We start from the raw sequence: 24,301 nt of genomic DNA on the forward strand, positions 1-24,301 counted from the left end.
GGTCAATAGAACTCTAATAAGTTCCATTGACCTTATCATTTTTTACGTCGAAGTTCATTATCATTTATGATAAACTATGAGTAATATGTTTTAGAGAGGACAAAAAATGAATACAGAAGAATTAGAGACTCAAGTAAAAAAACGCCGAACATTTGCGATTATTTCTCATCCCGATGCTGGTAAAACAACCATTACAGAACAATTACTTTTATTCGGTGGGGTTGTCCGTTCTGCCGGAACAGTTAAGGGTAAAAAATCTGGTACTTTTGCAAAATCTGATTGGATGGAAATTGAAAAGAAACGTGGTATTTCTGTTACTAGTTCAGTTATGCAATTTGATTACGCCGATAAGCGGGTTAATATTTTAGATACACCTGGGCATGAGGATTTCTCGGAAGATACCTACCGAACATTAATGGCCGTAGATTCTGCAGTCATGGTTATTGATTCTGCAAAAGGAATTGAACCACAAACAAAGAAATTATTTAAAATTTGTAAAATGCGTGGCATTCCTATTTTCACATTCATCAATAAGATGGATCGTGATGGACGTGAGCCACTTGATTTAATGGCTGAACTCGAAGAGGTCTTGGGCGTTGAATCATACCCAATGAACTGGCCAATTGGTATGGGTAAAGGCTTAAAGGGATTATACGATATCTACAACCATCGTATTGAACTTTACCAAAAAGAAGATAAAGGCATGGACTACGTTGATTTAAATGACGCCGGTGAGATTGAAGGCGACCATCCTTTAAAAGAAGATAGTATCTATCAAGAAGTGCTAGATGAAATTGAATTATTGGGCGATGCTGGTAATACCTTTGATGAAGCAAAAATCGCAACAGGGGATTTAACGCCGGTTTTCTTTGGATCAGCATTAACTAACTTTGGTGTAAAAACGTTCTTAGATATTTATTTGAACTATGCACCAGCACCACAAGAACATAAAACGATTGAAGAAACAACGATACAACCAACAAATGAACATTTTTCTGGGTTTGTTTTCAAAATTCAAGCAAATATGAATCCTAATCATCGTGATCGAATTGCGTTTATTCGAATTTGTTCAGGTGAATTTGAACGTGGGATGGATGTTAAATTAGCAAGAACTGAAAAGAAAATGCGTTTATCTAATTCAACCCAATTTATGGCAGATTCTCGTGAAGTTTTAGAATCAGCTGTAGCTGGCGATATTATTGGATTATATGATACTGGTAATTTCCAAATTGGCGATACAATCAGTAACATGAAGAAACCAATTACCTTTGAAAAATTACCTCAATTTACGCCTGAATTATTCATGAGCGTTAATGCTAAAAATGTAATGAAACAAAAATCATTCCATAAGGGTATTCAACAGTTGGTTCAAGAAGGTGCTGTTCAATTATATAGAAGTTACAACACGGGTGACTATATTCTGGGTGCCGTTGGTCAACTTCAATTTGAAGTCTTCCAATTCAGAATGTTAAATGAATATAATTCAGAAGTTATCATGACACCAATGGGTTCTAAAACAGCTCGCTGGATTGATCCAGAACAATTGGATGAAAAGATGTCAAGTTCACGTAACTTACTTGTTAAAGATCGACAAGACTTACCGTTGTTCTTGTTTGAAAATGCATTCGCAGAACGCTGGTTTGCTGACAAATATCCAAACGTTACATTAACATCAAAACTATAAACGAAAAGAGGTATACCAATTGGTATACCTCTTTTTTGAGTGCTTATTAATTTAATGAGTAAGGCATTTTGATGTAAGTTTCATCAATAAAACCACCATCTTTTAATTCAAACCAAACATCATTACTTGATGATAACTGACTGATTAAAGTAACTTGTGTATTGTCAGCTAAAACTCGTAATTTTTTACCATAAGGTTTAGTGTAAATAGTTACAGATTTATTAGGAATGTAATCAATTGAAGCAGAGTGATTGATTATTTTTTTAGTAAATTCATTGGTGTCATTGTCGGGTAATAAAGCATATTTGGGTTGAATAATCATTTTTACATTAGAAGTACTTTCTAACCATTGATTGCCACCTATGCTGTACCAAATAGTTCCCAAATTCGTTTCGATTTTTTCAAATACTTGTAAAATAACGCCAGCAGGTAAGAAGGCGGGATAGGAGTTACCCTCGGGTAAGTCATAAGGACGTACGCGTTTTGTAATCTGGATGTATGCGTCAATTTGATCGACGGTTTTCCAATTGATGTTGCGATAATAATAGTAGATGGTTTGTTGTTCATTTGTGAAAGTACCATAACTAGTTTTTGAGGCACGCAATAAATTGAACCCTGGAATATTGACAGGGTCATAAGTGAAAGGGTCATTCAAATGGCCACGTAGTAAAGTGGGTGAGCCGATTAAGTAGCCACCATCAATATCTTGATTATAAATCCAAACGGCAGCGCCATGTTTCTTTTCATAGCTTAAAATAATAGCACCATAGTTGGTTACAAAAGTACTTGTGAATCCCGAAATGCCAACTAGATTATAATCATTGATTGGTTCAAATTGAAGTCTTAAATCGCTACCTATAGTGCCACTGATAATTTGCGGACGAGATAGATTATTATTATTTTGGTCTTTATAGTAAACAATCATTGTGGCATCTGAAACAGATGTTGGTAGAAAAGTTTTTTCTTCAATGACTTCATGTTTCTTTTGTTTTGGTGCCTTATATTTTTTTGTTGATTCAGAATTGAATACAAATTGTATATCGGAAGTGGAAGTAGGTTGGTCATTTTTTGTAAAAACAGACAACATATTCCGGAAGAAATCTCTTAAGGCGATTTTAATCAGCTCCATTCATAATCTAATATCATAATTATAACCTAAAAAGATTAATTATTGGGGAAAAGTGTTTGAAATATCGTTTATTTATTTAAAAGAATGAATAAAATAAAAAAAGATGCAGACTCAGAAAAAATTATCTGAGTCTGCATCTTTAGTTTAGCCTTTACTTTTCAACGTTAGAGTCGGAATCTTTAACATCAGTAGTTGTATCGGCTGATATCTTAATTTCATCTTTTTCAATTTTTGCAGCTAATTTTGTTACATCAGGATTATCAAGGTAGAAGTCAGCTATTTGATCTTCAATCTGTTCCTGGATAACACGTCTTAGTGGACGAGCACCCATTGCGGGATTGTAGCCTAAATCAACTAATTTTTCTTCAACCCGATTTGTAACGTGAAGTTCTAAGTTTTGATTTTTAAGAACTTTATTAACGTCATCAAGCATGATACTTACGATTGAAACTAAGTTTTCTTTACTTAATGAGTTAAATTCAACGATGTCATCAAAACGGTTTAAAAATTCAGGACGGAAGTAATTTGATAGTTTATCAATGATGGCATGGGTTGCACCAGTTGACGTTGCACCAAAGCCAACATTTGCTTCAGCATCAGCACTACCAGCGTTAGATGTCATAATGATAATCGTATCTTTGAAACTTACCACGCGACCTTGTGAATCTGTTAAACGGCCATCTTCAAGAATCTGCAAGAACATATGCATAACATCAGGATGTGCTTTTTCAACTTCATCTAACAAGATTAAACTGTATGGATTACGACGAACTTGTTCAGTTAATTGACCAGCTTCTTCATAACCAACATAGCCAGGAGGGGAACCAATCAATTTAGAAACTGAATGGTTCTCCATGTACTCACTCATATCGAAACGAATCATTGATTCTTTTGTTCCAAATAATTCTTTTGATAATTGTTTAGCAAGTTCTGTTTTACCAATTCCAGTTGGTCCAACAAACAAGAATGATCCGATAGGACGCCCAGATTTATTGAATCCAATCCGGTTACGGCGGATGGCGCGGGCCACTTTATCAATGGCGTCATCTTGGCCAATGACATTAGCTTGAAGGGAAGTGGCTAAATTTTTCAATTGTTGTTGCTCTTTTTCCTTTAGTTCGCCTACAGGAATCCCTGTTTTTTCTTCAATAATTTGTTCCATTTCTTTTTCGGTTACAATTGGTAATTCATCAGAATCAGTATTACTATCTTGTAATTCTTTGAATTTTGCGACTTGATCGCGATAGTAGGCTGCTTTTTCATAATCTTCGTCGGTTAGTGCAGCTTGTTTTTGAGTTTCAGCGTTTTTAATTTTTTCTGCAACTAATTTGGGATCAATAGCTTTAATGGTTAAATTCATTTTTGACCCAGATTCATCAAGTAAATCGATGGCTTTATCTGGTAAAAAACGATCTTGAATGTAACGGTCAGAGAGAGAAGCAGCAGCTTCAATTGCTTCATCACTATAATGAACATGATGGTAAGCTTCGTATTTCTTTTGAATACCTTTTAAAATGACGATTGACTCTTCGACACTAGGTTCATCAACTTGGATAGGCTGTAAACGACGTGCAAGCGCAGCATCTTTTTCGATTTGACGATATTCATTTAGAGTTGTTGCGCCAACGAGTTGTAATTCGCCTCGAGCAAGAGCTGGTTTTAGAACGTTACCGGCATCCATACCACCTTCAGCATTACCAGCGCCTACAATTTCATGAATTTCATCAATGAATAGAATGATAGACTTATCATTTTTAAGTTCCTTCATTAATTGTTGCATTCGTTCTTCGAACTGACCACGAATACCCGTTCCTTGAACTAATGAAACAACATCTAATCGAATAACTTGTTTGTTTAAAAGTTTTTGAGGAACAGCTGAATCAACAATTTTTTGAGCTAATCCTTCAACGACTGCTGTTTTACCAACACCAGCTTCGCCGATTAGAACAGGATTATTTTTTGTCCGACGATTCAAAATTTCAATGATTTGATTAATTTCTTGATCGCGACCAATGACCGGGTCAATATTTCCTGCCCGTGCCTCATCGGTTAAATTAAGACCGAATTGACCAAGGATTGTATCCTTACCATTATTTTTATTAGCGCCACCATTTCTACCAGCTTGGGTAGGAGGTGTCTGCTCTTTTCTTTGTGAACTATTATTTTGACTATTTGGTGCAATCGCATTAAATAAATCATCAAGGTTACCAAAGCTAAATGGATCTTGTTGATTATTACGGATTTGACCATTACTTAAACGCTCTTGTTCATCTTTTAGTAATCGATAACAATTTTGACATAAATCGTATTCTTGATGTTGACCATTTAAGTTAGTTGATAAGTGTATTGTCGCTGGATTGATTTGACAATTTTGACAGATCATATGTGTCACAACCTTTCATATTTCGTTCGTATAGTTTAGTTTATCTAAGATCAAAAACATGTTGACCATCTTTGACCTTCGATGAATAGTATACAAAATATGGAAAAATTCTGCAAGCAATTAGAACTCCTTTTTTACATTTTATGGAGGCTAATCTATAATGAATTTAGTATAGTAGATTTTAGTGAAAAGAGGTTTGAAAATGAGCGAAGATTATAAAGCAAAAATTGATGCATTGATTGCTGGTGAAATAGAGACAATAACAATCAACCCAGATGAATTTATGGCGTTTCAACTTGTTTGGCAAAAAGAAAAATTACGTAAGGCAATCGTTGGTAATGCGCAAAGAGAAGGTCAAATTATTTACAAATATGTTAGTTTGAAAAACTAAAGACTTGTATCATTTTTTAAATAATGGTATTATTTGTCTCTAAAGACTAATGTGTTTAATTTATTAATGAAAACGTGTTCTTTGCTTTTGTTAGTGGGTTATGCATTTTTCTAAAATAAAAAAATATAGAACATCAAGGAGATAATTAATTATGGAAAAGAAAGACTTTCACGTAATCGCAGAAACAGGTATCCACGCGCGTCCAGCTACATTATTGGTACAAGCAGCAAGCAAATTTACTGCTGACGTTGCTTTGGTTTACGGAGAAAAATCAGTAAACTTGAAATCAATCATGGGCGTTATGTCATTAGGCGTTGGTCAAAATGCTGATGTAACAATCACTGCTGATGGCGCTGACGAAACAGATGCAATCGCAGCTATTACAGAAACAATGACGAAAGAAGGACTTGCTGAATAATGTCGAAAATGCTAAAAGGGATTGCTGCTAGTGATGGTATTGCCATTGCTAAAGCATATATGTTAGTTCAACCCGATTTGTCATTCTCGCAAGTAAGCATTGAAGATCCAGAGTCAGAAATCAAACGCCTTGATGCTGCTGTTGCAGCATCAAGTGAAGATTTGAAACTAATCAAACAAAAAGCTGCAGAAAACCTCGGCGCAGAAGAAGCCGAGGTTTTTGAAGCTCATTTGACAATCCTTTCAGATCCTGAACTTATGGGCAACATTGGCGATAAAATCAAAAATGATAAGGTCAACGCTGAAGCAGCATTGAAGGATGTCACAGATATGTTCATTTCAATGTTTGAAGATATGACTGATAATGCTTATATGCAAGAACGTGCAGGCGATATTCGTGATGTTACGAAACGTGTAATGAGTCATTTATTAGGAGTTACAATTCCTAATCCTGCTCTTATCGATCAAGAAGTTGTGGTCGTTGCACATGATTTAACACCATCGGATACAGCCCAATTAAATCGTAAATTTGTTAAAGGATTTATTACTGATGTTGGTGGACGTACTTCTCATTCTGCTATTATGTCTCGTACGCTTGAAATTCCTGCTGTTGTAGGCGCTGGTGATCCAACGACTGCAATCTCAGAAGGTGATATGGTTATTGTTGATGGTATCAATGGTGACGGAATTATCAATCCTACTGCTGAAGAAATTTCAACATATGAAGCAAAAGCAAAAGCTTTTTCTGATCAAAAAGCTGAATGGGAAGAACTAAAAGACGCTAAAACAGTTACTGCTGATGGCGTACATTTTGATTTAGCTGCTAATATCGGTACACCTAAGGATGTTGAGGGTGCAGTAGATAATGGTGCTGAAGCAGTTGGTTTATTCCGTTCAGAATTCTTATACATGGATGCTAGTGAATTACCTTCAGAAGATGATCAATTTAAAGCTTATAAAGCTGCAGTTGAAGGTATGAATGGTAAACAAGTAGTTGTAAGAACAATGGATATTGGAGGCGATAAGGAATTACCTTACTTGCCATTACCAGAGGAAATGAATCCGTTCTTAGGATATCGCGCAATCCGTATTAGTTTGGATCGTCAAGATATTTTCAGAACACAACTTCGTGCTCTACTTAGAGCTTCTCATTATGGACAATTAGCAATTATGTTCCCTATGATTGCAACTGTTGATGAATTTAAATCAGCAAAAGCTATCTATACTGAAGAACGTACTAAGTTAATTGACGCTGGTGTACCAGTAGCAGATAAACTTGAAGTCGGTATGATGATGGAAATTCCTGCTGCTGTTATGAACGGTGATCATTTGGCTAAGTATGCTGATTTCTTTAGTATTGGTACAAATGATTTAATTCAATATTCAATGGCTGCTGATCGAGGTAATGAACAAGTGTCATACCTTTACCAACCTTATAACCCATCAATTTTACGTTTGATTAAAATGGTAATTGATTCGGCTCATAAAGAAGGTAAGTGGGCAGGTATGTGTGGCGAAATGGCCGGCGATCAAATTGCCGTACCTATTTTAGCTGGAATGGGACTTGATGAATTCTCAATGAGTGCTTCGTCAATTCTTAAAACACGTAGTTTAATGAAAAAATTAGATACAACAAAAATGAAGGAATTAGCTGATAAAGCTGTTTCTGACTGTGAAACTAATGAAGAAGTTATTGCATTAGTTGAATCTTACATGAAATAAATTAAACACAAAAAAACTGGTAATTTCGATTATCAGTTTTTTTGTGTTTAATTGGGAATAGATGAGAATAGTCTACTTTTATTGCATAACGGGTGAGAAACCAATATAATTAAAACTATTATATTAGAATAGACAAGGGGACCTTATCGTGAATATTGGAATTTTTACAGATACATATTTTCCACAAGTGAGCGGTGTGGCGACTTCAATAAAAACACTAAGAAACGAGCTCGAAAAAGAGGGACATACCGTCTATATCTTTACGACGACTGACCCACATGTTGATAAGACAGTATATGAACGTAATATTTTTAGATTCTCTAGTATTCCATTTGTTTCTTTTACAGATAGAAGAATTGCTGTTAGAGGCTTATTTCAAGCTTACCAAGTGGCAAAAGAACTAAATTTAGACGTTATTCATACACAGACTGAATTTTCTATGGGCTGGATTGGTAAATTTGTTGCAAGAAATTTAAAAGTTCCTTGTTTACATACCTATCATACAATGTATGAAGATTATTTACATTACATTGCCAATGGTAAGTTATTGAAACCATACCATGTTAAGCAAATGACAAAAACATTTGCATTCCATATGAGCGGGATTATCGCACCAAGTACACGCGTTCAGACGTTGCTACAGAAGTATGGTGTGAAATCAGAAATACGAGTTATCCCTACAGGGGTAGACATTTCTCAATTTGAACAAATTGAAACAGAAGATTATCGTTCTAAATTAGACATTTCTGAAGATCAACCAGTCATGCTTGCGTTAAGTCGATTGGCATTTGAAAAGAATACACAAGAAATTATTGATGGTATGCCAGCGATAATTAAAAAAGTACCGAATGTTTTACTCTTGATTGTAGGGGATGGTCCGGCACGTGAAACCCTTGAAGAGCAAACAGAAAGTTTAAATTTAAAGGACAACGTCAGATTTATTGGTGAAGTTGATAATGATGAGGTATTCCATTTTTATCAGTTAGCAGATTTATTTGTGTCTGCATCAGTAACAGAATCTCAAGGATTGACGTTTATCGAAGCTTTAGCTGCTGGAACACCGGTTATTGCTAAAACGGGTAAATATACTGACGAGTTAATGGAAAAACCAGAAGTTGGTAAAACTTTTTCATCTGAAACTGAAATGGTGACTGATATTATTGATTACTTAAATAGATGTCATGAAGAAGTTGATCCAGAGCCAAGATTAGAAAAGTTAAAAGAAATTTCAGCGGCAACATTTGGATCAAAAGTTGCTGAATTTTACCAAGATGCTCAAATTCATTATGTTGAAATAGAAGAAGAGGATGACGAAATCAGTCATCTATAAACGAATTTATTTTCAAAGGAGTTTCAACCATGCTATTAATTAACATGTTTTCTGCGGCCAATTCGGTTAAAGGACAAGGGGTCGGTAGCGCATATACCGAAATGATGAAGTTGCTCAAAGAACGCTTTCCAACTGAATTCAAAATTAGTGTGAATAAATATAGTCGCTCAGATATTAGTCATTACCATACCATCAATTTTCCTTATTACCTTTCGACTTTTATGCCAGGTAGAGGTAAAAAAATTGGCTATGTCCATTTTTTACCAGAAACACTTGAGGGAAGTGTTAAAATTCCACAACCTTTTAAAGCCATTTTTTATTGGTATGTAATTGCTTTTTATAAACGAATGGATCATATTGTCGTGGTTAATCCAAGTTTTATTCCAAAACTTGAAGCGTTTAAGATTCCAAAAGAACGCGTCACGTATATTCCTAATTTTGTTTCAAAAAAAGTTTTTTATGAAAAAACCGTGGAAGAAAAACAAGCTTTTAGAGATGCGTTAGGTATTCCAGCCGATAAATTTGTTGTTTTTGGTGATGGTCAAGTTCAAGAAAGAAAAGGTGTGCCCGATTTTATTAAGTTAGCTAAGCAAAATCCTGATATCCAATTTATTTGGGCCGGTGGCTTTTCATTTGGTAAGTTAACTGACGGTTATGCTGAATTAAAAAAAGTAGTTGATAATCCGCCTAGTAATTTAACGTTTACTGGGATTATTGATCGAGAAGCTCTAGTAAATTATTACAATATTGCTAACCTTTTCTTACTGCCATCTTTCAATGAATTGTTTCCAATGTCAGTATTAGAAGCATTTAGTTGTGGGACACCTGTATTATTGCGCGATTTAGATCTTTATAAAGCGGTTATTGAGGGCTATTATGATGCCGCGACAGATGTTAATGGTATGCAAATTAAATTGAGAAAATTAAAAGAAGATCCCAATGCGTTATCAGTTTTGCATGACAAAGCAGATCAGGCATCAGCATACTATTCTGAGGATAGATTGGCTGAAATTTGGCATCAATTTTACTTGGACCAGAGCAAAGAGGGCTAAAAGATGACTCGAAAAAACATAGGTTTATTGACGTTAATGGTTATAATTGGGATGGGGATATTCGCTTATTCTTTAAAAAATGTATCAATTCAGTCGCTCGTTAAAGCTTTAGTTAATATTAATATATGGTGGTTATTAGTAGCAGTATTTTGTATCTGTATGTACTTTGTCATTGAAGCATTTGTTGTTCAACGGTTCATGATAGGGCAACATAAAAAATTTACATTTAAGAATGCAATTCGTATTCCACTGATTGAACAATTATTTAATGGAATCACACCTTTTTCAACAGGTGGACAACCTGCACAATTGTTTGCGATGGCTCAGTCAGGTGTGGACGCTGGTCGTGCAAGTTCCATTTTATTAATGAAATTTGTCGTTTACCAGGCAATGATTGTTATTAATTTTATTGTTTGTTTACTAATTGGGTTTCAATACATTCAAGATAAAGTTAATTATCTAATGGTATTCGTGATTTTTGGATTTGTGATTCATTTAGCTGTGATTACTGCTTTGTTAATGATCATGTATTGGTATGGATTCACTAAAAAATTAGTGTATGTTTGTATGCTAGTTGTTAAGTTATTCGTTAAAGGGGATCGTTTTGATCGCTGGAATACAAGTATTTATTCAAAAATTGAAAACTTCCATAAAGAGAGTTTACGTATGAAGAATGAAAAGAAAATGATTTTTCACGTTTTTGTATTAACATTCTTCCAACTCGCGTTTTACTATTTAATTCCATACTTTATTATGTTGTCATTGGGATACACATCAGTGAATGTGATTATGATTACAGCACTTCATGTGCTTATTGTCATGGTAATTTCACTTTTCCCAATTCCGGGGGGAACTGGTGGTGCAGAATATAGCTTCGCGATTGTCTTTTCTAGTTTCATGACCAGTCACAGTAAATTGATTTTAGCCATGTTGTTATGGCGTATTTTAACTTACTATGTTGGACTATTTGCGGGAATGTTTGCTTTAGTTGTTAAACCAGATAAGGTAGAAGAAGTTGGAATTGAAGATTAAATAAATGAAATATGATAGTAACCATTGCTGATGATAGATTTTCTATTATTGGCAATGGTTTTTTTTGTGTTTTATAAGGAGAAGAACGTGTTTCTTTAAGCAATACTAAAATCGCTAATCAGTTTATTACTATTCAAAATAACGACAAAAAAGCACTGTCAAATGACAATGCTTTTATTAGTTAGCTTTTCAAAATCGTTAAATATATTGTGATAAAGCGTCTTTAACTTGCTCTTTTGAATGATAACCGACGAGTGTATCAACAACTTCGCCATCTTTTTTAATCATTAATGTGGGAATTCCCATGATACCAAAATCGTCAGCTGTTTTAGGATTTTGGTCAACATCCATTTTAGCAAATTTAACCTTGTCACCTATTTCTTGTTCTAATTCCTCAATTGCTGGTGATTGCATTTTGCAAGGGCCACACCATGTTGCCCAAAAATCCGTCAATGTTATACCTGAATCTGTAACTGTTTTGAAATTTTCATCTGTAATTGCTTGTACCATTTGAATTCCTCCTTTATTTATTTGAATATAATATCAGAGGAAATATAATTAGCCTAAATATATGCTTACAAAAAGTAAGTATAAAGAAATAACGCCGTATTTTTATTTATTTTGTGTCATGTAGTCATTCAAACGTTCCATCCCAAGCACTAAATTCTCCATACTAGAAGCGTAACTTAAGCGAACGTAACCTTGACCAGAATCACCAAAAGCAGTTCCTGGAATTAAGGCAAGTTTATTATTAAAAGCTAGTTCTTTACAGAATGCCATAGAATCTTGGTTATATCCTGCAGGAATTTTTGCGAAAATATAAAAAGCGCCACTAGGTTGTGCCATTTCAAAATGCATTTTTTTCATTTCAGCCATAACGAAATCACGGCGTTTTTTATATTCAACATTCATTATGCGACCATCGTCTTTACCGTCACGTAAGGCAGCAATTCCAGCACGTTGAGAAACACTTGTTGCAGAGGTTACTAAGTATTGATGAACTTTTTTTAATTCATCAGTCATCGCTTTGGGAGCAAGCAAGAATCCAATGCGCCAGCCAGTCATGGCATGCGATTTTGATAAACCATTAATTAGGACAGTTTGGTCACGGATATATTTTGCAATTGAGACATGTTCATGATCATAAGTTAATTCACTATAAATTTCATCACTAATTGCCCATAATTTTTGCTTTCTAATTTCATCAGTTATCGCAATAACTTCATCTTCGGTCCAAGAAATACCAGTTGGATTACTTGGATTAATTAGGATAATACCTTTAATATTTTCATTTGGATTATCTTTAACAGCTTGATTAATCATCTCAGGTGTTAATCTAAAGTTATTATCACGTGTGTTGATAAAAATTGGTTTAACCCGATTTAAAGTAATCAGTGGCATATAGCCAGGGTAGAGTGGCGTTGGGACAAGAACGGCATCGCCGGGGTTGAAGATAGTCTGTAAGGCAGTTGCGATGGCTTCAGTTGCACCAACTGTAACTAGAATTTCAGATTGTGCATCATAAGTAACGTCATATTTTTCATTAAAAAATTCACTGGCAGCTTCACGTAACTCAATATCACCAGCCATACCCATATAATGTGAGTAATTTTCATGAATGGCTTCGATGGCAGCTGCTTTAACATGATCGGGTGTATTAAAATCTGGTTCACCCATTGTTAATTTAATCATATCAGGAATTTGGCTCACTTCATCATCAAATTGACGAATATCTGAGACCTCTATTTTAAATACTTGATCGTTCAAATCTTTTCTAAATAAGCTCATTTTTATGCCTCCAAGTCTAATAACTAACAGTTTAGCATAAAAACAAGTTAAGAAACGATTATAATCTGCTTAATCAGGTGTAAATGTATAGAAAATTTGGTATTATTAACTATGATATTGAAAGGGGAACAACTATGAAAAATTCTCAGTTAGTAGCAATCATTAGTCGCTTAGAGGCTATGCAAAAAGAAGATAACGGCGAAATCCAAACAAGACACTTCGAACGTGAAGGTGTTGAAAAGGGAATCGTTGAATATGATCCAGATATGAAAGCATATACGTTAGAAGATTTAAGTAACCATACTAAATTTCCTTTCGATGATATTGATTTAATTGCAATGGAAGTTTACGACTTACTATTTAGTTAATCAATAACTGAAACATAGATTGAAAGACATTTTCGTGTTCTCGAAAACTGATCTTAAAAAATGGAGGCACTAAGATGCGGTCAACTTTAAAATATGTTCAGGATAAATTGAGCTCAAGATGGGGATTCCTCCTCTTGACGCTCGTTTTATTTTGGGCCAAAACAGTTGTTGCTTATGAAACCAAATTTACATTAGGTGCAACAGGTAGCATGCAACAATTTTTACTTTATATTAATCCAATACCAACAGCGTTATTATTATTTGGAATTGCAATCTACTTTAAGGGTAAAAAATCATATTGGATTTTGCTGATTGTTGATTTTATTCAAACATCATGGCTTTTTGCAAATATGGTTTATTATCGTGAGTTTTCAGATTTTCTTTCACTAGGAATTATCAAAAATTCAGGTTCAGTAGCTAATAATCTAGACAAGGGAATTGCCGGTATTTTACGACCAACTGATTTCTTTGTTTATATCGATATTATTATTTTAATTTTGATTCTTGTCTTTAAATTAGTCAAAATTGACTATAACCCAATTAAAAAGCGTTATGCTTTTATCCTGACTATTGCATCTGTACTTTTAGCTTTAGGGAACTTAGGTTTAGCTGAAAAGGATCGTTCTCAATTATTGACAAGAACTTTTGATAATAACTATATTGTTAAATATTTAGGCTTGAATTTCTATGCGGGATATAATGTTTATCAAACGCAAAAAGAAAGTGCGACACGTAAAAATGCCACTGCTAAAGATATGGATAAAGTTCTAAAGTATTTGGATAAAAATCGTTCTAATTCAAATATAAAGTATTATGGAAAAGCGAAGGGTAAAAATGTTTTTGTGATTCATCTAGAAAGTTTCCAACAGTTCATGATCGATTATAAATGGGATGGGCAACAAGTTACGCCTAACATTAATAAATATTATCATGATCAAAATACATTATCATTTGATAATTTCTTTAATCAAGTTGGACAAGGTAAAACGTCTGATGCTGAAATGATGTTGGAAGCATCCCTTTATGGGTTACCATCTGGTTCAGCGATGACGACTTATGGCACACAAAATACATTCCAAGCAGCACCCGCTATTCTTGATCAAAAAGGCTACTCTACAGCAGCTTTCCATGGTGACGTGGGTAGTTTCTGGAATCGTAATAATACTTATAAATCATTTGGTTACCAGTATTTCTTCAGTGAACCTTATTATGATGTCAAAGCTAACTATAAAGTTGGTTATGGGATGAAAGATAAGATTTTCTTGAAGCAATCGGTTAAGTATATTGAACAATTACCCCAACCTTTTTATGCTAAACTCATCACACTAACTAACCATTATCCATATGATTTAGATAGTGCGAATACGTCAATCAAAAAGACGGATACAGACGATAGTACGGTTGATGGTTATGTTCAAACATCTAAATATCTTGATCAATCATTCGGAGAATTCGTTAGTTACTTGAAGAAGAGTGGCTTGTATAAGGACAGTATGATTGTGATGTATGGTGATCACTATGGTATCTCTAATAATCATCCGAAAGCTATTGCACAGCTTTTAGGTAAAGACAAAGTAACAAGTTATGATTTAACGATGTTCCAAAAGGTACCATTTATGATTCATATGAATGGCCTTAAGGGCGGTATTAATCATACTTATGGTGGTGAAATTGATGTGCTACCAACTTTACTTGATCTATTAGGCGTTAAGAATACCGATACGGTTCAATTTGGTAATGATTTATTATCGAAAAATCGTAACCAAACGGTTGCCTTTAGAAATGGTGATTTCGTTTCACCAACCTTTACAAAAGTTGGAAATACCACGTATAACACTAAGACTGGTAAAGAAATCGAAAAACTAACGGCAGCACAACAAAAAGTTTATAACAAAGAATTAAAACATGTTACAACGTCATTATCATTATCAGATGAAGTTATTACGGGTGATCTATTAAGATTCTACGCACCAAGTAATTTCACTAAAGTAAATAAATCTGACTATAATTACAAGAAAAGTGACGCTCTTGAAACTTTGAAAAAAGCACAAGAGAAAGAAAAAACCAGTTTAATTGAACAACACGGTGGGGTATCTACCGAAAGTTTATTCAAAACTGATGCTCCAGAATTAAAATAACGATTGAAGTCATAACGTCATGTTATGGCTTTTTTTGTTGTAACCTTTACACAATCTTTACAATACCCCCACAGGACCTTTACATTAAAAATATAAACTTAATGTATAAGTTAAATATCGATATTTATGGAGGAAGTTACTATGAAAAAGGGATCTTTAGTAATGATTGGTGGAATTTTATCCATCATGTTATTAACTTTAACGGGATGTGAGACACAATCAAATTCAGGAAAATCGATTACAATTGTTGGATCTACAGCTTTACAACCTTTAGTTGAGGCAGCTGGTGAAGAATACGGGACTGAAAATGTTGGCGTCTTTGTTAATGTTCAAGGTGGCGGATCCGGAACAGGATTGAGTCAAGTTCAAGAAAAAGCCGTTAGCATTGGTAACTCAGATGTTTTTGCTGAAGAAAAATCAGGCATTAAGGCAAGTAAACTTGTAGACCATCAAGTTGCCGTTGTTGGAATTACGCCAGTTGTGAATAATGGTGTGGGCGTTAAAAACGTCTCAAAAAAACAACTTATAGATATTTTTACTGGTAAATTAACAAATTGGAAGCAACTAGGTGGCAATGATTTACCAATTGTCCTTTTAAATCGTGCATCTGGTTCGGGAACACGATTAACATTTGAAAAATGGGGATTAGAAGGTAAGCAAAGTAAAGATGCACAGGAACAAGATTCAACGGGAATGGTTCGACAAATTGTCGGATCGACACCTGGTGCAATAAGTTATATGGCTTTCTCATACGTTGATAAAACGGTCGATGTACTTTCTGTTGATAAAGTTAAACCAACTGAAAGTAATGTTGCCTCAAATAAATGGAAAATCTGGTCATACGAACATATGTATACGAATGGTGAACCCACGGGATTAACAAAACAATTTTTAACTTATATGATGTCAAATAAAATTCAAAAACAGGTTGTTAGTAAATTAGGTTATATTCCAACAACACAGATGCAAGTGAGTCGTTCGGTTGAAGGTAAAATAACACCAATTAAGAAGGGGATGTAGTTATGGATCCGATTCGTGAAAGTTTACTCAAAAAATCAAAAGCATCTAAACTAGAGATGCGCGGTAAAATAATTACTTATTTCTGTATTGGACTAATCGTCGCTATTGTTCTTGCTATCTTTTATTTCGTTGCTTCAAAAGGATTAGCAACGTTCTTTACTGATAAAGTATCAATTAAAGATTTTTTATTAGGAAAGAGTTGGAACCCTGGAACGCTTGATAAAGCAGGTAAGCCAGAAGTTGGGGCTTTACCAATGATTTCTGGATCATTCTTTGTCACTTTTTTATCAGCATTAATTGCAACACCTTTCGCTATTGGAACAGCTATTTTCATGGTTGAAATTTCACCAAATACGGGTAGCCGAATTTTACAACCGGTAACTGAATTATTAGTTGGTATTCCTTCAGTTGTTTATGGATTTATTGGTCTTTCAGTTGTGGTCCCATTTGTTCGAAGTATTTTTGGTGGAACAGGGTTTGGTATTTTATCTGGGACATTTGTGTTATTTGTTATGATTCTACCAACCGTTACGTCAATGACTGTTGATACTTTAAAATCTGTCCCACGTTATTACCGGGAAGCCTCACTGGCCTTAGGTGCAACACGTTGGCAAACAATTTATAAAGTTATTCTAAGAGCAGCAACACCAGGTATCATGACAGCGGTTGTTTTTGGTATGGCACGAGCTTTTGGTGAAGCCTTAGCCGTTCAAATGGTTATTGGTAATGCATCATTGATGCCATCAAGTTTAATTACACCATCATCAACTTTAACAAGTATTTTGACGATGGGAATTGGAAATACTGTCATGGGCTCATTAGAAAATAATGCGCTATGGTCACTTGCTTTAATTCTATTATTAATGTCATTATTCTTTAACATGGTTGTTAGAGTAATTGGTAAGAGAGGGGCGCTTAAATAATGAATCCTAAAAAAGTAGATAAAATCGCAACAAGTATTTTATATGGTATTGCCGGATTCGTCGTTCTTGTTTTAGCGGCCTTACTTGGCTATATATTGGTTAGAGGTGTGCCACATATCAGCTGGCATTTCTTAACATCACCCGCAAAATCATTTTCAAGTGGTGGTGGAGTAGGAATCCAATTGTTTAATTCCTTCTATCTATTATTATTAACATTATTGATTTCTTTCCCTATTTCATTGGGAGCGGGTATTTGGTTATCAGAATACGCTAAAAATAATTGGGTGACGACGGTTATTAGAACGTCTGTTGAAATTTTAAGTTCATTACCTTCAGTTGTTGTTGGGCTTTTTGGGTTTTTGATTTTCGTTGTCCAATATAATTTCGGTTTTTCAATTTTATCAGGTGCATTAGCCTTAACGTTCTTCAATTTACCTTTATTAACAAGATCAATCGAAGAGTCATTACGTTCTATCCCATATTCACAACGTGAGGCTGGCTTTTCGTTAGGATTATCGCGTTGGGAAACCGTTACGAGAGTTATTGTTCCAGATGCAGTACCTGGTATTTTAACGGGTGTTATATTGAGTGCCGGCCGTATCTTTGGTGAAGCAGCTGCGTTAATTTATACTGCTGGTCAAAGTGCGCCAGCACTAGATTTTACAAACTGGAATCCAGCTAATATTGCGAGTCCGTTAAATCCAATGCGTCCAGCTGAAACATTAGCTGTTCATATCTGGAAAATTAATTCAGAAGGTATTATGCCTGATGCATCAGCTGTTTCTGCAGGCGCATCAGCCGTCTTAATTATCGCAGTGCTTTTATTTAATTTCTTAGCTCGATTCGGTGGTAAAGCACTTTATCGTAAAATTACATCAAGTAAATAGATCATTAGGGGGTCAAAGAATATGGTAGAAAATAAAACTGAAAAATCTAGAATTATGACCTTCAATGAAGATAAACATGAGATAGCTTTAGAAACCAAAGATTTACATGTTCATTATGGTTCTAATGAAGCAATTCGAGATGTTAGTTTACAATTTGAACGGTTTAAAATTACAGCTTTAATTGGGGCATCTGGTTCTGGTAAATCAACTTATCTTAGATCGTTGAATCGTATGAATGATGGGATTGCTGATGTAACAGGACAAATTATTTACCGTGATTTAGATATAAATAAAGATAATGTTGATATTTATGAAATGAGAAAACATATTGGAATGGTATTTCAACGACCTAATCCATTTTCAAAATCAATTTATGAAAATATAACGTTTGCTTTGAAACGTCATGGGATGAAAGATAAGCAGTTACTTGAAGAACGCGTTGAAAAATCACTTAAACAAGCTGCACTTTGGGATCAAGTTAAAGATGATTTGAATGTGAGTGCGTTATCATTGTCTGGTGGACAACAACAACGTTTATGTATCGCTAGAGCGATTGCTATGGAACCTGACATCTTATTGTTAGATGAACCAGCTAGTGCGTTAGATCCAATTTCAAGTCGAATTGTTGAAGAATCACTTTTAGAACTGAAAGAAAAGTACACGATTGTCATTGTGACACACAATATGCAACAGGCTTCACGTATTTCAGATTACACAGCATTTTTCCATTCAGGAAATGCGGTAGAATATGATAAAACAACAACTATTTTTACGCGACCAACAATTAAACTAACGGATGATTATGTTTCAGGAAACTTCGGTTAAGGGGGAAAGGCCAAATGACTAAAATAATTGAAACAAATGATGTTCATTTGTATTATGGTAAGAAAGAAGCCCTCAAAGGAATTAATCTTGATTTCAATGAAAAAGGGATTACCGCTTTAATCGGTCCATCTGGTTGTGGTAAATCAACATATTTAAGAACGTTAAATCGCATGAATGATTTAATTCCAGGTGTAACCATTACAGGTACAGTTAAATTAAAAAATGAAGATATTTACGGTCCTAAAATGGATACCGTAAGATTACGCAAAAATGTTGGGATGGTTTTCCAACAACCTAATCCATTTCCATTTTCAATTTACGAAAATGTTGTATATGGTTTGCGATTAGCTGGCGTTAAAGATAAAGCAATCCTTGATGAAGCTGTTGAAAAAAGCTTGAAACAGGCTGCTGTCTGGGATGATGTAAAGGATGATTTGGGTAAAAATGCGCTTGCGTTATCTGGCGGACAGCAACAACGTGTCTGTATCGCTCGAGTCTTAGCGGTTGAACCTGAGGTCATTTTACTGGATGAACCAACAAGTGCTCTGGATCCTGGTTCAAGTAGTAAAATTGAAAATATGTTGCTAGAATTGCGTGAAAAATATACTATTATAATAGTGACTCACAATTTACAACAAGCTTCTCGAATTTCAGATCGAACTGCCTTCTTTTTAGAAGGTAATTTAATTGAAGTTGCACCAACTAAAAAATTATTTACGCAGCCTGTACAAAAAGAAACGGATGACTACATTAGTGGTCGATTCGGTTAAGAAAGGGAGACAAAATAATGCGATTACTTTTTGATGAAGAACAAGAAAAGCTACACATTAGATTTAGCGAAATGGGTATGATGGTTAGTGAAGCCATTCATAAATCTGTCCGTGCTTTCATTAATCATGATAAAGAGTTGGCCCATGAAGTTATCGTTGGCGATTACAAAATTAATGAACGCGAAATGAAGTTAGAAAAACAAACGTTAGAAATGATTGCATTGTATCAACCTGTTACAAGTGATTTAAGAGATATTGTGACTGTTTTAAAAGCTATTTCTGATTTAGAACGAATGGGAGATCACGCTGTAAGTATTGCGAGATCAACGATTCGTGTTAAAGGCAATCCTAGGGTAACGGAGATTGAAGATGAGATCGGAATTATGGGCGACCACGCACGTAAGATGGTTGAAGAAGTCCTCACAGCTTATATTAGAAAAGATGCCGAAAAAGCTCGTAAAGTTGCTAATTTAGATCTTGAAGTTGATGAATATTTCACGACAATATATGACCAGTGTATCCATGAAATGAAAACGAATCCCGAAACAGTTGTGGGAAGTGCTGACTATTTGATGGTTGCCACTTATCTAGAACGAATTGGCGATTATGTTACAAATGTGTGTGAATGGGTTGTTTATTTAAAAAATGGCCGAATCACTGAATTGAATCCTGGTAAATCAGAGTTAGAAAAAGAAAATGAATAAGGCACTACTCATTTAATAACTAACAATTTCGCGATTGTTAGTTATTTTTAATTTAAACGTTAAAATTTAAGTAAATAACGCTCGTTAAAATTGTAAAATGAGTACGATAAGAAGTACAATAATGATAGATTATTCTGAATGGAGGAACTACAAAATGAAAACAAATAAAAAATTCACAAAATCAACTAATAAAATTATCGCGGGTGTCGCAGCTGGACTTGCCGAATATATAAATTGGAATCCAACACTCGTTAGATTTTTATTTTTAATGCTAATCTTCGCAACAAAAGGCGTATTTATACTTGTCTATATCTTGTTAGCAATTAGCTTACCAGGGAAAAAACGTTCATTTACTAGTTCTTTTGAGCAGTTTACATCTAGTACTGGACAACGGACTAGCTCATCAAGTAAGAGTGGCCGTAAAATTATTAAAGATGTAGAAGTTACAGACGATAAATAATATTAATGATGAGGTGAAGATTCATGGGATTTTGGCAGCGCGTATTAATTAATGCCATACTGTTTTTGGCAATATCTGGTTTTTTTCCAGAGACTTTATTTGTTAAAAGTATCTGGGTTGCATTAATCGCCAGTTTTGTACTGGCCGTACTAAATATGCTAGTTAAACCGTTTTTAGTGATTTTATCACTGCCGGTAACTATTTTCAGTTTAGGATTTTTCTATCTGATTATAAATGCATTTATGTTACAAATGACGTCATTTTTTGTGGGTAATGAATTTAAATTTTCGAGCTTTTGGGCGGCATTTATCATCTCAATTGTGATGAGTATTGCTAATACAATCGTAACAAATTACTTTATTAGAAATAGACAATAGGGGGCATTAAGATGGCCAATGAAGTTTCAGTTAGAAATTTAGTAGATGCAATGGGATTAACTGTTTTAATTGGGAAAGAATACTTGGATGATAAAAAAATTACAACAAGTGATATTTCACGTCCTGGTCTAGAATTAACCGGGTATTTTAATTTTTATCCGAAAGAACGTATTCAATTATTTGGGATGACAGAACATGCTTATGCAAATGGACTGACTCCTGAAGATAGGCAGAATGTGATGAATCAATTAGCAACAGAACAAACACCATGTTTTGTTGTTTCAAATGATTTGGATGTGCCGCTAGAATTATTAGCTATCGTCAAAGAAAGACATATTCCAGTTCTAATTTCAAAACTAACAACGTCACGTCTATCTTCTAATATGGTTAACTTTTTGGAAGCTAAATTAGCTGAACGCCAGTCAATACATGGTGTTTTAGTTGATATTTATGGTCTTGGGGTCATGATTACAGGTGATTCTGGTGTTGGTAAATCAGAAACAGCGCTTGAATTAATTAGACGTGGACATCGGTTAATTGCAGATGATCGTGTTGATGTTTTCCAACAAGATGAGGAGACACTTGTTGGTGAGGCACCTGCAATTTTAAAACATTTACTTGAAATTCGAGGTATCGGTATTATCGATATCATGAACTTGTTTGGTGCAGGAGCTGTCCGTAATGACACTGATATTTCACTAATTATTCATCTAGAAAACTGGACTCCTGATAAACAATTTGATCGATTAGGTAATAATGATGAATTTGTTAAAATATTCAATGTGAATGTGCCAAAAATTTCTGTACCTGTTAAAACAGGACGTAATTTGGCCATTATCATTGAAGTCGCAGCAATGAACTTCCGTGCAAAAACAATGGGTTATGATGCTACTAAAGCATTTGAAGCTAATCTAAATGGCTTAATCCAAACAAATTCAAAAAAAGATTAAGGATTGGACGAGAGTAAATTGAATTATTTATTAGGTGCGTTGAATCCCATCGCAGTTAAATTAGGACCTATTGAAGTTCGTTGGTATGGTGTAATAATTGCGAGTGCAGTAATTCTAGCAGTTATTTTAGCCATTCTTGAAGGCAAAAAAATAGGAATAAATGAAGATACCATATATGATATGGTTCTATGGGCGTTGCCAATTTCAATTGTTTCTGCGCGACTCTATTACGTTGTGTTCGAGTGGTCTTATTACGCTCAACATCTCAGTGAAGTTTATCGAATTTGGGATGGTGGTATTGCTATCTATGGTGGGTTAATAGGCGCAATTATTACAGTGATTATTTTCTGTCAGCGTCGCCATTTGTCAGCATGGTTAATGTTTGATCTAGCGGCACCACTTGTGCTACTTGCGCAATCAATCGGCCGTTGGGGTAATTTTATGAACCAAGAAGCCCATGGTGGAAAAACGACGTTAGAGGCATTGCAAAATTTACATTTACCTGAATTTATTATTAACCAAATGAACATCAATGGCACCTACTATAAGCCAACATTTCTATACGAATCATTGTGGAGTTTTGTTGGATTCTTAATATTAATTGCCTTGAGACATCGAGTACACCTTTTCAAACGTGGAGAAATACTATTTGCATATCTAACTTGGTATTCATTTGGTCGTTTCTTTATCGAAGGAATGAGAACAGATAGCTTAATGTTATTTTCAACAATTCGTGTTTCTCAACTTCTCTCATTAGTGATTTTTATTGGATCAATTAGTTGGTTATTATTGAGAAGATATTGGGAACCGCAAAATCAATGGTATTTAGACGGACAATTGAAATAAAAATTTCTCATAGTTAATGCTATTAGAGGTAAAATTTGGTATGATTAGAATGAATAAATTTTGAAGGAGATTATATAATGACAAAAAAAGTAGCAGTATTAGGCGCCGGTTCTTGGGGTAGTATCCTTGCCGATATCCTAACTGAAAATGGTCATGACATCAGACTTTGGTCAAATGTTCCAGCACAAGTAGCAGAAATGAATGAGTTCCATACAAATAAGCATTACTTGGAAGATTACACTTATTCTAAAGACCTACATGCATATGAAGATTTAAAAGAAGCTTTGGATCAAGTTGACGCTATTTTATTTGTTGTTCCAACAAAAGCAAGCCGTATTGTTGCTAAACAAGTAGCAGCAATTTTAGAAGAAACAGGTAACAAACCAATTATTATTCATGCAAGTAAAGGACTAGAACAAGTCACACACAAACGTATTTCAGAAGTTATTGAAGAAGAAATTCCTGCTGACATTCGTGGTAGTGTTGTTGTCTTCTCTGGCCCAAGTCATGCTGAAGAAGTTGCAAATCGTGATTTAACAACAATTGTTTCAGCAAGTACTGATCCTGAAGCTGCAAGTTTTGTTCAAGATCTCTTTATGAATAAATTCTTAAGAATCTACACAAATAACGATGTTATCGGTGTTGAAATGGGCGCAGCTATGAAGAATATTATCGCCGTTGGTGCTGGTATGCTTCATGGTATGGGCTATGGCGATAACGCTAAAGCAGCTTTGATTACACGTGGATTAGCTGAAATTGCTCGTTTAGGGACATCATTTGGTGCTAACCAATTAACCTTTATGGGACTTTCTGGTGTTGGTGATTTAATCGTTACAGCTACAAGTGTTCATTCACGTAACTGGCGTGCTGGAGACCAATTAGGTCAAGGTAAATCATTAGATGCTGTTGTTGCTGATATGGGTATGGTTATCGAAGGTGTTGGTACTGCTAAGGCTGCTTATGAATTAGCACAACAACAAGGAATTGATATGCCAATCACAAATGCAATTTATGACGTTTTATACAATAATAAAGAAATTAAATCAGTGATTGAAGCTTTGATCAATCGTGAAGGTAAATCTGAATTAGCAGAATAAAAGGGGAT

24 protein-coding genes are annotated in these 24,301 nt (G+C 34.7%); 20 read left to right on the plus strand and 4 right to left on the minus strand.

Annotated elements, in window-relative coordinates; translation table 11 throughout:
- Nucleotides 1-106 precede the first annotated feature (106 nt).
- Nucleotides 107-1,684: a peptide chain release factor 3 gene (locus AC1RPV_RS04555; protein WP_481761505.1), complete on the plus strand. Its 1,578-nt coding sequence runs from the start codon at nt 107-109 to the stop codon at nt 1,682-1,684.
- A 46-nt stretch (nt 1,685-1,730) separates the two neighbouring features.
- On the opposite strand, the gene AC1RPV_RS04560 is transcribed toward AC1RPV_RS04555, so the two are convergent.
- Complete coding sequence (locus tag AC1RPV_RS04560; protein ID WP_481761504.1) at nt 1,731-2,813, minus strand: MucBP domain-containing protein; 1,083 nt, start codon at nt 2,811-2,813, stop codon at nt 1,731-1,733.
- A gap of 151 nt (nt 2,814-2,964) precedes the next feature.
- Nucleotides 2,965-5,196: an ATP-dependent Clp protease ATP-binding subunit gene (locus tag AC1RPV_RS04565; RefSeq protein WP_481761503.1), complete on the minus strand. Its 2,232-nt coding sequence runs from the start codon at nt 5,194-5,196 to the stop codon at nt 2,965-2,967.
- Between the two features lie 202 nt (nt 5,197-5,398).
- Between AC1RPV_RS04565 and AC1RPV_RS04570 the strand changes: the two genes are divergently transcribed.
- The 6 genes from AC1RPV_RS04570 to AC1RPV_RS04595 all read left to right on the plus strand — a co-directional run bounded on the left by AC1RPV_RS04570 (nt 5,399) and on the right by AC1RPV_RS04595 (nt 11,140).
- Nucleotides 5,399-5,587 carry a hypothetical protein gene (locus tag AC1RPV_RS04570; RefSeq protein WP_057973672.1) on the plus strand — a complete coding sequence of 63 codons (189 nt, stop codon included), beginning with the start codon at nt 5,399-5,401 and terminating at the stop codon, nt 5,585-5,587.
- Between the two features lie 151 nt (nt 5,588-5,738).
- On the plus strand, nt 5,739-6,005 hold the full coding sequence (locus AC1RPV_RS04575) for a phosphocarrier protein HPr (RefSeq protein WP_409022159.1): 267 nt from the start codon (nt 5,739-5,741) through the stop codon (nt 6,003-6,005).
- On the plus strand, nt 6,005-7,726 hold the full coding sequence (ptsP, locus tag AC1RPV_RS04580; RefSeq protein ID WP_481761502.1) for a phosphoenolpyruvate--protein phosphotransferase: 1,722 nt from the start codon (nt 6,005-6,007) through the stop codon (nt 7,724-7,726). The genes AC1RPV_RS04575 and ptsP overlap by 1 nt, the downstream gene beginning before the upstream one ends.
- A 148-nt stretch (nt 7,727-7,874) precedes the next feature.
- Nucleotides 7,875-9,056 carry a glycosyltransferase family 4 protein gene (locus AC1RPV_RS04585; RefSeq protein ID WP_481761501.1) on the plus strand — a complete coding sequence of 394 codons (1,182 nt, stop codon included), beginning with the start codon at nt 7,875-7,877 and terminating at the stop codon, nt 9,054-9,056.
- A gap of 29 nt (nt 9,057-9,085) precedes the next feature.
- The gene (locus AC1RPV_RS04590) at nt 9,086-10,108 is read left to right on the plus strand and encodes a glycosyltransferase family 4 protein (RefSeq protein ID WP_481761500.1); all 1,023 of its coding nucleotides are present in this window, start codon (nt 9,086-9,088) and stop codon (nt 10,106-10,108) included.
- Between the two features lie 3 nt (nt 10,109-10,111).
- A complete protein-coding gene (locus AC1RPV_RS04595; protein ID WP_481761499.1) occupies nt 10,112-11,140 on the plus strand; it encodes a lysylphosphatidylglycerol synthase transmembrane domain-containing protein in 1,029 nt (342 codons plus the stop codon).
- 198 nt (nt 11,141-11,338) lie between these two features.
- Here the strand turns inward: AC1RPV_RS04595 and trxA are convergent, their stop codons facing one another.
- Entirely contained in the window at nt 11,339-11,650 is a 312-nt protein-coding gene (gene trxA / locus AC1RPV_RS04600) for a thioredoxin (protein ID WP_481761498.1), read from the minus strand.
- A 102-nt stretch (nt 11,651-11,752) separates the two neighbouring features.
- A complete protein-coding gene (locus AC1RPV_RS04605) occupies nt 11,753-12,928 on the minus strand; it encodes a pyridoxal phosphate-dependent aminotransferase (RefSeq protein WP_481761497.1) in 1,176 nt (391 codons plus the stop codon).
- A 134-nt stretch (nt 12,929-13,062) separates the two neighbouring features.
- On the opposite strand from AC1RPV_RS04605, the gene AC1RPV_RS04610 reads away from it, so the two are divergent.
- The 13 genes from AC1RPV_RS04610 to AC1RPV_RS04670 all read left to right on the plus strand — a co-directional run bounded on the left by AC1RPV_RS04610 (nt 13,063) and on the right by AC1RPV_RS04670 (nt 24,293).
- Nucleotides 13,063-13,296, plus strand: coding sequence for a YkuJ family protein (locus tag AC1RPV_RS04610; protein WP_409022166.1), 234 nt, complete (start codon nt 13,063-13,065; stop codon nt 13,294-13,296).
- 74 nt (nt 13,297-13,370) lie between these two features.
- Nucleotides 13,371-15,434 (plus strand): LTA synthase family protein, encoded by a 2,064-nt coding sequence (locus AC1RPV_RS04615; RefSeq protein ID WP_481761496.1) that lies wholly within the window; start codon nt 13,371-13,373, stop codon nt 15,432-15,434.
- Nucleotides 15,435-15,575: 141 nt separating this feature from the next.
- Nucleotides 15,576-16,454: a phosphate ABC transporter substrate-binding protein PstS family protein gene (locus AC1RPV_RS04620; protein ID WP_481761495.1), complete on the plus strand. Its 879-nt coding sequence runs from the start codon at nt 15,576-15,578 to the stop codon at nt 16,452-16,454.
- Nucleotides 16,455-16,456: 2 nt separating this feature from the next.
- Nucleotides 16,457-17,377, plus strand: coding sequence for a phosphate ABC transporter permease subunit PstC (pstC, locus tag AC1RPV_RS04625; RefSeq protein ID WP_409022169.1), 921 nt, complete (start codon nt 16,457-16,459; stop codon nt 17,375-17,377).
- Complete coding sequence (pstA, locus tag AC1RPV_RS04630; protein WP_481761494.1) at nt 17,377-18,264, plus strand: phosphate ABC transporter permease PstA; 888 nt, start codon at nt 17,377-17,379, stop codon at nt 18,262-18,264. Before pstC ends, pstA begins: the two co-directional genes overlap by 1 nt.
- 21 nt (nt 18,265-18,285) lie before the next feature.
- Nucleotides 18,286-19,089 carry a phosphate ABC transporter ATP-binding protein PstB gene (gene pstB / locus AC1RPV_RS04635; RefSeq protein ID WP_481761493.1) on the plus strand — a complete coding sequence of 268 codons (804 nt, stop codon included), beginning with the start codon at nt 18,286-18,288 and terminating at the stop codon, nt 19,087-19,089.
- A gap of 14 nt (nt 19,090-19,103) precedes the next feature.
- Nucleotides 19,104-19,859: a phosphate ABC transporter ATP-binding protein PstB gene (gene pstB, locus AC1RPV_RS04640; RefSeq protein WP_409022172.1), complete on the plus strand. Its 756-nt coding sequence runs from the start codon at nt 19,104-19,106 to the stop codon at nt 19,857-19,859.
- A gap of 17 nt (nt 19,860-19,876) precedes the next feature.
- On the plus strand, nt 19,877-20,563 hold the full coding sequence (gene phoU, locus AC1RPV_RS04645) for a phosphate signaling complex protein PhoU (protein ID WP_481761492.1): 687 nt from the start codon (nt 19,877-19,879) through the stop codon (nt 20,561-20,563).
- Nucleotides 20,564-20,717: 154 nt separating this feature from the next.
- The gene (locus AC1RPV_RS04650) at nt 20,718-21,023 is read left to right on the plus strand and encodes a PspC domain-containing protein (RefSeq protein WP_409022174.1); all 306 of its coding nucleotides are present in this window, start codon (nt 20,718-20,720) and stop codon (nt 21,021-21,023) included.
- A 23-nt stretch (nt 21,024-21,046) separates the two neighbouring features.
- A complete protein-coding gene (locus AC1RPV_RS04655; protein WP_481761491.1) occupies nt 21,047-21,400 on the plus strand; it encodes a phage holin family protein in 354 nt (117 codons plus the stop codon).
- 11 nt (nt 21,401-21,411) lie between these two features.
- Nucleotides 21,412-22,350: an HPr(Ser) kinase/phosphatase gene (hprK, locus tag AC1RPV_RS04660; protein WP_481761490.1), complete on the plus strand. Its 939-nt coding sequence runs from the start codon at nt 21,412-21,414 to the stop codon at nt 22,348-22,350.
- Between the two features lie 18 nt (nt 22,351-22,368).
- A complete protein-coding gene (lgt, locus tag AC1RPV_RS04665) occupies nt 22,369-23,196 on the plus strand; it encodes a prolipoprotein diacylglyceryl transferase (RefSeq protein ID WP_481761489.1) in 828 nt (275 codons plus the stop codon).
- Nucleotides 23,197-23,273: 77 nt separating this feature from the next.
- Complete coding sequence (locus AC1RPV_RS04670) at nt 23,274-24,293, plus strand: NAD(P)H-dependent glycerol-3-phosphate dehydrogenase (protein WP_481761488.1); 1,020 nt, start codon at nt 23,274-23,276, stop codon at nt 24,291-24,293.
- Nucleotides 24,294-24,301: the final 8 nt, after the last annotated feature.

This window comes from Dellaglioa sp. CoH-55-MRSF-9 (genome assembly GCF_056782155.1).

Bases quoted from the DNA above. Each gene is read 5' to 3' on its own strand.
- AC1RPV_RS04590 (WP_481761500.1), top strand. From the start codon at position 9,086: ATGCTATTAATTAACATGTTTTCTGCGGCCAATTCGGTTAAAGGACAA.
- AC1RPV_RS04565 (WP_481761503.1), bottom strand. From the start codon at position 5,196: ATGATCTGTCAAAATTGTCAAATCAATCCAGCGACAATACACTTATCA.
- pstB (WP_481761493.1), top strand. From the start codon at position 18,286: ATGGTAGAAAATAAAACTGAAAAATCTAGAATTATGACCTTCAATGAA.
- trxA (WP_481761498.1), bottom strand. From the start codon at position 11,650: ATGGTACAAGCAATTACAGATGAAAATTTCAAAACAGTTACAGATTCA.
- AC1RPV_RS04570 (WP_057973672.1), top strand. From the start codon at position 5,399: ATGAGCGAAGATTATAAAGCAAAAATTGATGCATTGATTGCTGGTGAA.
- pstB (WP_409022172.1), top strand. From the start codon at position 19,104: ATGACTAAAATAATTGAAACAAATGATGTTCATTTGTATTATGGTAAG.
- AC1RPV_RS04655 (WP_481761491.1), top strand. From the start codon at position 21,047: ATGGGATTTTGGCAGCGCGTATTAATTAATGCCATACTGTTTTTGGCA.
- hprK (WP_481761490.1), top strand. From the start codon at position 21,412: ATGGCCAATGAAGTTTCAGTTAGAAATTTAGTAGATGCAATGGGATTA.
- AC1RPV_RS04615 (WP_481761496.1), top strand. From the start codon at position 13,371: ATGCGGTCAACTTTAAAATATGTTCAGGATAAATTGAGCTCAAGATGG.
- phoU (WP_481761492.1), top strand. From the start codon at position 19,877: ATGCGATTACTTTTTGATGAAGAACAAGAAAAGCTACACATTAGATTT.
- AC1RPV_RS04595 (WP_481761499.1), top strand. From the start codon at position 10,112: ATGACTCGAAAAAACATAGGTTTATTGACGTTAATGGTTATAATTGGG.
- AC1RPV_RS04670 (WP_481761488.1), top strand. From the start codon at position 23,274: ATGACAAAAAAAGTAGCAGTATTAGGCGCCGGTTCTTGGGGTAGTATC.
- AC1RPV_RS04650 (WP_409022174.1), top strand. From the start codon at position 20,718: ATGAAAACAAATAAAAAATTCACAAAATCAACTAATAAAATTATCGCG.
- AC1RPV_RS04575 (WP_409022159.1), top strand. From the start codon at position 5,739: ATGGAAAAGAAAGACTTTCACGTAATCGCAGAAACAGGTATCCACGCG.
- AC1RPV_RS04610 (WP_409022166.1), top strand. From the start codon at position 13,063: ATGAAAAATTCTCAGTTAGTAGCAATCATTAGTCGCTTAGAGGCTATG.
- AC1RPV_RS04605 (WP_481761497.1), bottom strand. From the start codon at position 12,928: ATGAGCTTATTTAGAAAAGATTTGAACGATCAAGTATTTAAAATAGAG.
- AC1RPV_RS04555 (WP_481761505.1), top strand. From the start codon at position 107: ATGAATACAGAAGAATTAGAGACTCAAGTAAAAAAACGCCGAACATTT.
- pstC (WP_409022169.1), top strand. From the start codon at position 16,457: ATGGATCCGATTCGTGAAAGTTTACTCAAAAAATCAAAAGCATCTAAA.
- AC1RPV_RS04560 (WP_481761504.1), bottom strand. From the start codon at position 2,813: ATGGAGCTGATTAAAATCGCCTTAAGAGATTTCTTCCGGAATATGTTG.
- AC1RPV_RS04620 (WP_481761495.1), top strand. From the start codon at position 15,576: ATGAAAAAGGGATCTTTAGTAATGATTGGTGGAATTTTATCCATCATG.
- ptsP (WP_481761502.1), top strand. From the start codon at position 6,005: ATGTCGAAAATGCTAAAAGGGATTGCTGCTAGTGATGGTATTGCCATT.
- pstA (WP_481761494.1), top strand. From the start codon at position 17,377: ATGAATCCTAAAAAAGTAGATAAAATCGCAACAAGTATTTTATATGGT.